The organism is Christiangramia sediminicola (genome assembly GCF_031344135.1).
Taxonomy (GTDB): Bacteria; Bacteroidota; Bacteroidia; order Flavobacteriales; family Flavobacteriaceae; genus Christiangramia; species Christiangramia sediminicola.
In genome coordinates, this window is record NZ_JAVJIU010000003.1 from 599973 (window position 1) to 612019 (window position 12047).

Genomic DNA, 12047 nt, shown 5'->3' on the forward strand with positions numbered 1-12047 from the left:
TTTGGAATTTAATCCCAGTCAAACTTATAGGTTGCTCCACCAAGTACCTGGATTCCCTGTACATCATAATCCATCCATTTCTGGTAGTTATTATTTAGAAGGTTGCTTCCCTTTACAAATGCTGAAAGTCGATCATTGAATCGATATCCAAGATGTGCATTTGCATCAAAATAACTATCTAAGGTCACGATTGGATCATTAAAGACAAGACTTATGGATCTATTCTCATCTTTACGTTCTCCAACGTAAAATAGATTAGCTCCTGTATACCATTTTTCGGTGATCTGGTAATCTGCATTTAAAGCAGCTTTCATAGTTGGTAAATTCCATGCTTCTGCTTCAGCATCTGTACTATAATCAAAGAACTCGGCATTGATCCCTAAGCGAAAGTTCCTGTTTACATCTACATTCAATTCTGAATAAAAAGACAATGTATTCACATCATCATAAACAACCTCAAAGCTGTTTCCGTAAGTGTAAGATTCTCCTTCTAAAGTAGAGGCATCGTAATTCCTTTTAAATAATGCTTTGTTATATTGAGACTGGTAGCTAGCTCTTACATTGTAAGAAACCGCATTGCTCAATTTACCTTTACCACCCAAATAACCTTTATACTCATTATCTGTAGGCATGATATTAAGCGTTGGCGAAACATAAGGATTCTGCTGATAGAAATTGTAATAAGAATTCTGTTCCAGATCTCCATCTACACCTGCATAGGCAGTAAAGTAATCTCCTGCAAGTTTATAACTAGCACTCACGGCGGGGTAGATATATAAGCTTCCATCGCTTCCTTCCACGTCCATACCATACACGAAATTAACTCCCAGGTTAATGCTTAGATCATCTCTAAGAATTAATAAACTAGGATTGAAATTAAAGTTCATAAAGGTATAGTCATACCCAATGTTCTCATCATACATCCTGTCAAACTTTCCATTTACGATATCTGCTCCAACCTTGGTCGTGATCAATTCTTCAGCGATCTCCAGTTCAAAAAGACCTTCTGCGTTGAAGTGATTTTCGGCAGTGCTATAAGCATCTCCAGAATGACGAAAACGGGCATTGGCACTATTGAAGAACGAATCGTATAATTCAATTTCACTTCCAACATATACTGAATAATAATTCTGTGCCGGATCCAGACCGTTTATTTCCGGATCATTTCCAGGATCTGCCGGGATATTGTATTCCGGTAGCCCATACCAATTGAAAAGCTGGTGCTCTCCACCTACTTCAGCCATCCAGGATAGATCCCTGTTCCTGGTGTTATAGTTCAGGTTCAATTCTGTATCATAGAATTTATCATCAAGGTAAACATCTTCGATGCCTCCCTGAGATGAATTATGCGTTAGGAAAACTCCAAAATTACTGCTTCGATCTATCTCAAGATTCGAATAGAATTCAGCAAGAACATTAGAATAATTACCAAAACCTAAAGTGGCGTAATTATCATAAACTTTTGGAGGTCTCACACGTTCTACAGTTGTTGCACGACCTTTTGCCGGGGTAAAAGTTGAGGCAACAGGAACCGAAAATATTGAATATTGCACCGGTTTCTTCTGCAGACTTACAGAATCGCTTTTACTTGGTGTGGCTTTGATCTTGCTCGCGTCTCTTACAGACGGTGTATATGGTTTTACGACTGTTACTGTTTCGCTTCCAATAGGATCCTGTGCATAAAGGATCCCACTAAATATGAACAGACTAAAAAACAGACTTTTCTTGATTGCTTTAAATCGCATATAGCAGTGAATCTATTAGATTAAGTTTAGTTATTTGTTTCTACGGAAGAATTTGTCTTTGCTTCCTGGGCTTTGATTCTGGACAATTCGGCTCTTGCCTCCTGAACTACTTCAGGATATTTCTGGAAATTCTTGGTCACGTTTTCAAGAATATAAGTTGCCTGGTAAGCATCTCCAAGAGCATAGAAATTCTTGGCCATAAGTACCAGTCCCTTTGCTCCCCACAGTTTATATCCTGAAAAATCTTTTGCCAGGATCTGAACTGCCGCATTCGAAGCCTCATAATTCCCGTCCTTATTTTTAAAATAAGCATCATAATAAAGCGATTCTGCACCAAGTTCTCCGGTAGTAGTTTTCTGAACCTCTTTATAAGCTGAACGTGCTCTGCTATCATTACCAGATTTTATCGCTGCTCTGGCCACCATAATTCTAGCATCGTTTCTGGCCTCAGCCTCAGCAGTTGAATTATTCAGAACTTTATCAGCATATTCATTCGCCTTATTGAAGTTTCCGGTCTCATAATAAGACTTCATCAGGTTTTGCTGAGCAAAAACCACATTCTGCTCATTATCTGCCTGCTTCTCTAATTTCTCCAGTAATGGAAGTGCCTGCGTATAATCTTTTTTCTCTAAATAGATTTGAGATAATCTTGCCAGTGCCTGTTCAGAGAATTCATTTTTCGGCTTGGAGGTCACATATTTATAATTCGGAATAGATTTATCAACCTGACCTTCTCTATAATATAATTGCGCCAGGTAGAAATTGGCGTTTATAGAATGTATTCCATTCGGGAAATTTTGAATATACTTTTCAAAATTCGCGATCGCCTTGGCATTATTATTATTCAAATATTGGTTTTCAGCAGCCTCATAAGTAGTATTATCAAGATCTGAATCACTTACTTCTACAAAATCAATATTTCTTACCCAGTTTGCGTATTCATCGGTTCTACCAAGATCTACATAAACGTTACGTGCAGTAGAAACCGCTTGCTTAGCTTCAGGTGTATTAGGATATTCAGCAACGATCTTTCTCAATCTTTCCAGCGCTTTATTTCCCTCATTATTATTATAATAAATAAGCCCTTGTCTCAACATTGCTTTTGGTACCAGTGCACTTTCAGGCACATCTCTTATTAACCTGTTGTAAGACTGGATCGCCTGACCTGTATTATTGGTTGCAACATAAGTATTTCCTAATTCATACATCGCATCATCACGATATGGCGAACGTGGATATTTACCCGTAAAGCTGTTAAGCTCTTCTATTTTCGTATCATTTCTGTCTACGAATCCGTAGCTGATGGCCTTCTGAAAAGCTGCATAATCTGCATTGCTTACTCCATTATTAATGGCATTCTGGTAAGCCTCCATTGCCGGCCAGTACTGACTGGTTACATAGTAAGTATCTCCTAATCTTAGAAGTGCATCGTTTTTCTTCGCGCCTTCAGCATTTGCGCTGGAAGCATAAGATTTGAAATAATTAACTGCCTGAGAATAATCGTTCTTCTTAAAATAGGCATACCCAATATTATAGTCAAGGTCTGAATATTCATCGGTATTTCTCGCCGCACTCATTCCTTTGAACTCGCGATATCCAAGTATGGCATCGTCCATTCTATTAATGTTATATTCACTTTCAGCTTTCCAGAATGTTGCTCTGGCAGTGATATTCTGATCTCTTGGCTCTTTAAGTGCCTTATCGAAATTCTCGATTGCTGCGTAGTAATCTCCTTCTTCAAAAAGCTCAAGTCCGTAGAAATAAGCCACTTTCTGGTATGCCTGCTTATCGCTGAAATTCCTGTTATTCTCCAATAACCTCATCGCTTCCTCATAATTCTTGGAAGTGATAAAAGAGTCTATAAGTAAAGTTTCCATTTCCTGACGCTTATCAGAATCTGGATATTTATTGAGATAATTGATCAGAACCTGCGACGGACTCTCGTAAGAATTCCCGATCTCATAACTAAGTTTTGCATAGTTAAGCATCGCATCCTGCTGGATCTTAGCATCAAAATCCATTTCGCTGGCATTTTTAAAAGCATTTAATGCCTGTTGTTTTTGATCTGATTCCAGGTAAGACTGTGCAAGGTGATAATAAGCATTTTGGGCGATGGCATTTTTCCCATCTACGATCTTATTGAATTCATTGATCGCTGCTTCGTAATTACCCTGCTTATAGTAAGCGTAACCTAACTGGTAATAATCGGTGTTATTCCACTTACCGCGCATCCCGTTATAACCTTTTAAGTATGGGATCGCTTCTTCATATTTTTCAAGGTTGAAATAACTTTCACCTATAATTTTATTCAGCTGAGGGATTTCCTGGCGGTTAGATTTTGGAAGTTGTTCCAGTCCCTGTTCGATGGCCTTTTCAAAATTCCCGAGTTTAAAATTCATATCGGCCTGGAAGTAAGAAAGGTCTTCCGTGTAACGATCGTTCCCTTTTACTTCTTCAAAATATTCATTCGCCTCTTCATAATCATCGCCTTCATAAGCGATATAACCTAAATAATATTTTGCCTGAGCGCCGTATTCCTTGGAATCACGAACTCTGTTCAAATATGTTTGCGCCTCTTCGAACTGGTTCGCTCTAAAATACGCATAACCGTTATTGAAATAAAAACGTTCTCTATCCTTTCTACTCATCGCATTCTCGTCTACGCGATCATACCATTTTCTGGAAAGTGAATATTTACCAGTCTGGAAATAATAGTCAGCTACATCTAGATATGCTGAATTGGTTTTAGTACTCGTTGGATACCTGGTCACAAAATTCTCCATCAACCTGTCGGCTCCTGGCTGATTCAACCTCACCGCGGCATTAGCGATATAATAAGCAGCATCTCCTTTGATCTTCTCGTCGTTGGTATTATCCTTAACGTCATCAAAAAGATTCTGTGCTGCCAGATATTGTTCATTATTGTACAATTCCAAAGCACGGTTAAAGTCGACTAACGCGTGAGTGTAAGCAGCTGTTTGCTGACAAATACCGGAAAATGAGATAGATATAAAAACGACTAGCAGATAAGCTCTCTTAAGTGTCATTTATTGTGTTTTAGATTGGAATTCAAAGATAATTTAAAGCTTACTTCTATAACGCTGATAAAGTTTTATAATTATGTTAATGGAAAAAAAAGTATGCAGGCGCCTTTTGAAAAATGTATATTTGGGTGCACATTTCAGGCGAAAACAGATAATATTATCACCGGCCTGTTTACAATATCATGGTGATATATGCTGTTATAACCTGGAACTGAAATAATAAGAATATCTGAATCAAACCAATAATTTCATGTCTGAAACTGTTCTAGAACTAAAAAACGCGGCCATCTACCAACGTGAAAGCCTTATTCTATCTGAAGTGGACGTTACGGTATATAAAGGTGATTTTGTCTACCTTATTGGAAAGACCGGGACTGGAAAAAGTAGTTTCATGAAAACGCTTTATGGAGATCTTCCGCTTACCGAAGGTGAAGGTCATATTGTAGATTTTAACCTTAGAACACTTAAAGAAAAAGATATTCCTTACCTGCGAAGAAAATTAGGAGTGGTTTTCCAGGATTTTAAACTTCTTACCGATAGAAATATTAAAGACAACCTTTTATTTGTTTTGAAAGCTACTGGCTGGAAGGACAAAAAAGGAATGGATAGCAAGATAGATGAAGTACTGGATAAGGTTGGAATGAAAACCAAAGGTTTTAAATATCCTTACCAGCTTTCAGGAGGAGAGCAACAACGGGTTGCAATAGCCAGGGCCTTATTGAACGACCCTGAACTAATCCTTGCCGATGAGCCTACCGGAAACCTGGATCCACAAACTTCAGTAGAAGTTATGGAAGTACTTCAGGAGATCAGTAAAAATGGGAATACCATCCTCATGGCTACTCACGATTATGCGCTACTTCTAAAATATCCTTCCAAAACACTTAAATGCGACGGTCAGCGTGTTTTTGAAGTTGTACAGAAATCGGTATAGATGAAAAGCAAGAAGATAGCCTGGATAATTTTGATCCTTTCTGGGATATTGATCATCGCGAACATCTGGAACGCTTATCCTGATGATTTTGATCTTGGCTTCTTTCTTCGGATCATAGCTAATATTTTGATCCTGTTCTCATTGATAGTTTCAGTATACAATAAGAAAACTAAAGACCAGAACTCCTAGATTCAGCCTGAAATCTAAACATTCCTTAAATTACTTCCTGAAGAATATCATTTTTGATAACTTGTAGGTCTTCAAATAATTCAATGGAAATACTGGGAATAGATATAGGCGGCTCAAGTTTAAAAGGCGCCATCGTAGATGTAAATACTGGGGAGATAAAAACCCTCACTCATCGTATTCCAACACCTCCCAATCGTGAACCTCAGGGAATTGCCGATGCTGTAAAAGAAATGGTAAATCATTTTAAATACAAAGGAGTGGTTGGCTGCGGATTTCCTACGATCATAAAAAAAGGTATCTGCAAACATGAGGGAAATCTCAGCAAAAAATGGGTAAATGTAGATGTAGATGCACTATTTGAAGAAATCACCGGACTTAGTTTTACCGTGATCAACGATGCCGATGCTGCTGGGCTTGCTGAAGTGAAATATGGCGCAGGGAAGAATGAAGACGGATTTATTCTTATGATCACTGTCGGAACTGGATTGGGTAGCGGCGCCTATCTAAATGGAGAGCTTATTCCAAATTTCGAACTCGGACAGATCCCTTACAGAGAATTTGAAAAAATCGAAGAATGGGCTGCTTCCTCTATTAAAACCGAGCAGAATTTGAGCTATAAGGAATGGGCTTCCAGGTTCAATAAATTCCTGAATTATATTCATAAGATCTTAAATCCAGATGCTATTCTAGTTGGAGGAGGAATTTCCAACGACTGGAAAAAATTCGATAAATACCTGGATGTAGACACTAAACTGGTTCCGGCAGAACTAAGAAACAGCTCCGGAATTCTAGGCGCAGCTATCGCAGCTCACGCTAAGTATTCAAAATAATATCAATTCTTTTCAGTAATACTTTTGAAAGGCGCCAAAATCGCAGGAATCTTTTTAAGCTTGTTCCTGTGCACGGGCATGTTTACTTTTCTTAAGATTCATTTGAACTACCGCAAGAAGTATCAAAGCAATTCCAAGCCATTGGGCAATATCAACCCGTTCATTCAGCAGGAAATAAGCCATTAATACTGCGGCAGGCAATTCTATAGAGGAAATTATAGCTCCAAGACCCACATCAATTTTAGGCATTCCGGAAGTATATAATAAAGGAGGAAGAACAGTACCAAACAATGCGAGTACAAGTCCCCAGCTTAAAAATATATTCAGGTTGAATTCTATGAATAAACTAGGAAGGGTGATAATACTTACGACGATAAAACCACCTATCATCATCCACAAACTTCTTTTAAGTGAATGCATATCCAGCGAAACCGTATTGGAACAGTAGATAGTTCCGGTATAAGACATTGCTGCCAGCATTCCCCAACCTATTCCCCTCCAATCCATTTGAAACGAATCTTTAAAAACATTTGTGGCCAGCAGAGTTCCAGCAAGAATTGCAATAACGGCAAGCACTTTTTTAGTACCTGGTCGTTTTCTTTTCATAATCGCTTCCAGAACTACGCCCATCCAGACACTTTGCATTAACATTACTATCCCTATGGAAACAGGTATGTATTTTACAGCGAGATAATAAAACAGGCTGGTTAGCCCTAAAGTTGTACCAGCTGCAATTAATTTAAACTTACTTAAGTTCCTGGATTTACCTGCAACAGAATTATCCTTTTTACGAACAAACAGATTAATGACCAAAAGGCCTATTACTCCAAGAGCCATTTGAGAGAAAGTCACTTCGTAAGAAGTATAGCCATCTTCATAAGCCATTTTTACAAACGTAGTAAGCATTCCATAACTACAGGCTCCAAGCGCCACGAGAATTGAACCTTTTAGTACTGTTTTATCCATTTATTAGAATCCTTTAATATTTTTAGATCATCAGGCTGAAGCTTCAAGGAGGCCTGGATGAAAAATTACCTCAGGTGCTGAAATTGCATAAAAAAGCCCGCCTTACGGCAGGCTTTTCAATTATATATGATTTGAATTAGATCGCTTTAGATCTTTTTCTTTCGTTTTCAGTTAAGAGAACTTTTCTTAATCTTAAGTGATTAGGAGTAACCTCAACATATTCATCTTTCTGAATATATTCCAAAGCTTCTTCTAAAGAGAACTTGATCGCAGGAACGATCTTCGCTTTATCATCTGCTCCGGAAGAACGTACGTTAGAAAGTTTTTTGGTTTTTGTAATATTCACAGACATATCATCCTGACGTGAATTTTCACCAATAACCTGACCTTCGTAAATATCTTCACCCGGATCTACAAAGAATTTACCTCTATCCTGAAGTTTATCAATAGAATAAGGAATCGCTTTCCCTTTTTCCATAGAAACTAAAGAACCATTCTGACGCTCAGGAATTCCTCCTTTAAGCGGCTGGTATTCTTTGTATCTGTGAGCCATGATCGCTTCACCAGCAGTTGCAGTAAGCAACTGGTTTCTAAGCCCAATGATTCCACGTGATGGAATAAGGAATTGAATGTTCATTCTTTCTCCTTTAGCTTCCATGCTCAACATCTCTCCTTTTCTCATGGTAACCATTTCCACAGCTTTACCAGAAACATTTTCAGGAAGGTCAATAGTAAGCTCTTCTACAGGCTCACATTTCACTCCATCTATTTCCTTAATAATTACCTGCGGCTGACCAATCTGAAGTTCATAACCTTCACGTCTCATTGTCTCAATAAGAACAGATAAGTGAAGTACACCACGACCGTAAACCAGGAATTTATCTGCACTATCAGTTTCGTTCACACGAAGTGCAAGGTTTTTCTCAAGTTCTTTATATAGTCTTTCCTTGATATGTCTTGAAGTAACGAATTTTCCATCTTTTCCGAAGAAAGGTGAATCGTTGATAGTGAAAAGCATACTCATGGTAGGCTCGTCAATAGCGATCGTTTTTAATCCTTCAGGATTTTCAAAATCGGCAACAGTATCACCAATCTCAAAACCTTCTAGACCTACAAGCGCACAAATATCCCCAGCCTGAACTGAATCTACTTTTCTACGTCCAAGACCTTCAAAAGTATGGATCTCTTTAATTTTTGTTTTCTTGATGCTTCCATCGCGCTTCACAAGAGAAACCTGCTGGTTTTCTTTCAGCGTTCCTCTTTGTAAACGTCCAATTGCGATACGACCTGTAAAAGATGAAAAGTCTAAAGAAGTGATCAACATTTGAGGAGTCCCTTCAAGATCTACTTTTGGCGCTGGAATATGCTCCATTACCATATCAAGAAGTGGCTCAATATTATCAGTTTCATTTCTCCAGTCGTCACTCATCCAGTTGTTCTTCGCCGAACCGTATACGGTTGGGAAATCTAACTGCCATTCTTCAGCACCAAGTTCAAACATAAGGTCAAATACCTTTTCGTGAACTTCTTCTGGAGTACAGTTTTCTTTATCTACCTTGTTTACCACAACACATGGCTTCAAACCAAGATCGATCGCTTTTTGCAATACGAAACGAGTTTGAGGCATTGGTCCTTCAAAAGCATCTACCAATAGTAAAACACCATCGGCCATGTTAAGAACACGCTCTACTTCTCCACCAAAATCGGCGTGACCAGGAGTATCAATGATATTGATCTTAGTATCCTTATAGGTTACTGAAACGTTTTTGGAAGTAATTGTAATTCCTCGTTCTCTTTCAAGATCATTGTTGTCCAGGATAAGTTCACCCGTAGACTGGTTATCACGGAACAATTCACAGTGATGCATAATTTTATCAACCAGGGTAGTTTTACCGTGGTCAACGTGTGCGATAATCGCGATATTTCTAATAGCTGTCATGAAGCCTTATTTTTAAGGCTGCAAATGTACAGCTATTTTTCGCTAAACCATCGTTGTTTTAAAAGATTTTAATTTGCTGAAAATCAATACATTTTAAGAGAATTTCCTGTTTCATAATTCTCTGGGAATTACTGAAATTGCTAAGAATTGCCAAAAGACCAAAAACTCTCCCAAAAAAGTTAATTCCTATTCATAAGAAATTTTGGGCTTTGCTGCCTATTAAATTGAAACCCAATCAGATTAAATTTCACTCCAAGATCACCACTGTTAAAGCTGGAAATTTATGCTGTTAAAAGCAATTAAAATATTTGAGCAGCCCTTTCCTGAATTCTAGTTTTGAGCCAAACAAAATGAATTATTATGAAAATTATTAAAGGTTTATTTCTATCAGTTCTGGCACTAGGAGTTGCAAGTTGTGACGATGATGATGACAACGAGAACATGGAAACAATGATGTCTTATGAAGCACAATTAGGATCTATCAATGATTCAGGAGCCAGCGGTACAGCTACTGTTTCTGTACAGGGCGATATGCTAACTGTGAATGTAATGGCTCAGGGAATGGTGCCAAATGAAGCACACCCTCAACATATCCACGGATTGATGAATGGTGAAGATGCTACCTGTCCTCCTGCTTCCGCAGATACAGATGGCGACGGTATCATTACTATTCCAGAAGGAGCGCCATTCTATGGTGAAGTTTTGCTTCCACTAGATGATTTCCCAATGGCCGATGCCGATGGAAATATAAGCTACGAAAAGACTTTTATGCTAGGTCAGGATGGTAATCCAACCGCTGAAGATCTTGAAGACCTGGACGATAGAGTGATCGTTCTACATGGTCTTAATAATAACGATGAATATGTTGCCACTATACCAGTTGTCTGTGGGGAGCTGGATGAAATGTAATCCAAACCATATTCTGAAAATTAAGAACCGCCCAAGTGGCGGTTTTTTTATGACTCATCTGCAGATGGCCCGTAAGTAGACGGCACCGAAATATCCAGTAATCTAAAATATACACCTAACTGAGCCCGGTGATGCGGGAACTGGTTCATAACCACGGCCTGCAAAACATTATATTTCGGCATTTCCATGGCTGTCTCGCCATTCACGATCATCTTCCAGTTCTTACTGAATTCTTCATCAGGTTTTTGCAATGCCTTTTCTGCTTCAGCATTATTCTTTTTAAGAAGCTCAATTATTTCCTTTACAGAATCTTTCGCCGGCGATTTATATCCGCTTAGATCCATGCTATCATGATCCATGGTCCCGGTGATCCAAGAAGGAATTTCAGCGAGATGATTCGCCAATTCTTTAATGCTCATCGATTTTTCATGAGGCTTCCACCCCATTTCATCTTCAGGAATTCGTTTCAGAAATTTTTCAGTTAAAGCTACTTCCTGCTGTAATTGGGGGATTAGAAATTCATGAATTTTCATAACCTTGAGTTTTCAGTTTAAATACCTTCTAATTTAGTGAAAATTAGCCTGAAAATTAATAGAAGGAGAAATTCCCATCTAATTGCAATGCGCTATTAATTGAGTTATCTTTGCTGCAAATTCTAAGAAATGGATCTAAGTAAAATTCCAAACCTAAAACATATCAATGCCAATAATTTCTTTCTTCTTTCAGGCCCATGCGCAATTGAAGGTGAAGAAATGGCTTTAAGGATCGCAGAAAAAGTGGTGAATATCACAGACAAACTAGAGATCCCTTATGTATTCAAAGGTTCTTTCAAGAAAGCCAACCGAAGCAGAATAGATAGTTTTACCGGGATTGGAGATGAAAAAGCGCTTAAGATCCTTCGCAAGGTTTCTGAAACTTTTAATGTTCCTACGGTTACCGATATTCATGAAATTTCAGACGCCAGTCTTGCGGCAGAATATGTAGATGTGCTTCAAATACCTGCATTCCTGGTAAGACAAACAGATCTTGTAGTTGCCGCTGCCGAAACCGGTAAGGTGGTAAACCTTAAAAAAGGTCAGTTTATGAGTCCGGAATCTATGAAACATGCAGTTACCAAGGTTACCGACTGTAATAACGAACAGGTGATGGTTACTGATAGAGGAACTATGTTTGGCTACCAGGACCTTATTGTGGATTTCAGGGGAATTCCAACCATGCGTGAATTTGCACCAACGGTTCTTGATGTTACGCATTCTCTGCAACAGCCAAATCAAAGCAGTGGAGTTACCGGCGGAAGACCAGACATGATTGAGACCGTAGCCCGTGCAGGTGTTGTGAATAAAGTGGATGGATTGTTTATTGAAACTCACTTTGATCCTGCAAATGCCAAAAGTGATGGAGCAAATATGCTGGATCTTGCTCATCTTGAAAAATTGCTTAACAATCTGGTAGCGATCAGGCAAACCGTAAACCAAATCTAAAAACTTTCAC

The 12047-nt window shown here is 38.6% G+C and carries 10 protein-coding genes; 5 read left to right on the forward strand and 5 right to left on the reverse strand.

The window, feature by feature from the left end; all coding sequences use genetic code 11:
• Nucleotides 1–8: 8 nt before the first annotated feature.
• Together RE431_RS10075 and RE431_RS10080 are read right to left on the reverse strand one after the other, a co-directional pair.
• Entirely contained in the window at nt 9–1745 is a 1737-nt protein-coding gene (locus RE431_RS10075) for a TonB-dependent receptor (RefSeq protein ID WP_309561851.1), read from the reverse strand.
• Between the two features lie 26 nt (nt 1746–1771).
• Nucleotides 1772–4792, reverse strand: coding sequence for a tetratricopeptide repeat protein (locus RE431_RS10080; RefSeq protein WP_309561852.1), 3021 nt, complete (start codon nt 4790–4792; stop codon nt 1772–1774).
• Nucleotides 4793–5039: 247 nt separating this feature from the next.
• Here RE431_RS10080 and RE431_RS10085 point away from each other — a divergent pair, with 247 nt between their 5' ends.
• From RE431_RS10085 to ppgK, 3 genes are all read left to right on the forward strand, one after another.
• The gene (locus RE431_RS10085; protein ID WP_309561853.1) at nt 5040–5723 is read left to right on the forward strand and encodes a cell division ATP-binding protein FtsE; all 684 of its coding nucleotides are present in this window, start codon (nt 5040–5042) and stop codon (nt 5721–5723) included.
• Entirely contained in the window at nt 5724–5912 is a 189-nt protein-coding gene (locus tag RE431_RS10090; protein WP_309561854.1) for a hypothetical protein, read from the forward strand.
• Between the two features lie 83 nt (nt 5913–5995).
• Nucleotides 5996–6742: a polyphosphate--glucose phosphotransferase gene (gene ppgK, locus RE431_RS10095; RefSeq protein ID WP_309561855.1), complete on the forward strand. Its 747-nt coding sequence runs from the start codon at nt 5996–5998 to the stop codon at nt 6740–6742.
• A 54-nt stretch (nt 6743–6796) separates the two neighbouring features.
• Here ppgK and RE431_RS10100 read toward each other — a convergent pair whose 3' ends face one another.
• Together RE431_RS10100 and typA are read right to left on the reverse strand one after the other, a co-directional pair.
• The gene (locus tag RE431_RS10100) at nt 6797–7708 is read right to left on the reverse strand and encodes an EamA family transporter (protein ID WP_309561856.1); all 912 of its coding nucleotides are present in this window, start codon (nt 7706–7708) and stop codon (nt 6797–6799) included.
• A gap of 136 nt (nt 7709–7844) precedes the next feature.
• Nucleotides 7845–9647 (reverse strand): translational GTPase TypA, encoded by a 1803-nt coding sequence (typA, locus tag RE431_RS10105; protein ID WP_309561857.1) that lies wholly within the window; start codon nt 9645–9647, stop codon nt 7845–7847.
• Between the two features lie 360 nt (nt 9648–10007).
• On the opposite strand from typA, the gene RE431_RS10110 reads away from it, so the two are divergent.
• A complete protein-coding gene (locus RE431_RS10110) occupies nt 10008–10556 on the forward strand; it encodes a CHRD domain-containing protein (RefSeq protein WP_309561858.1) in 549 nt (182 codons plus the stop codon).
• A gap of 47 nt (nt 10557–10603) precedes the next feature.
• Here the strand turns inward: RE431_RS10110 and RE431_RS10115 are convergent, their stop codons facing one another.
• Complete coding sequence (locus tag RE431_RS10115) at nt 10604–11089, reverse strand: DinB family protein (RefSeq protein ID WP_309561859.1); 486 nt, start codon at nt 11087–11089, stop codon at nt 10604–10606.
• Between the two features lie 129 nt (nt 11090–11218).
• Between RE431_RS10115 and kdsA the strand changes: the two genes are divergently transcribed.
• On the forward strand, nt 11219–12037 hold the full coding sequence (gene kdsA, locus RE431_RS10120; RefSeq protein WP_309561860.1) for a 3-deoxy-8-phosphooctulonate synthase: 819 nt from the start codon (nt 11219–11221) through the stop codon (nt 12035–12037).
• Nucleotides 12038–12047: the final 10 nt, after the last annotated feature.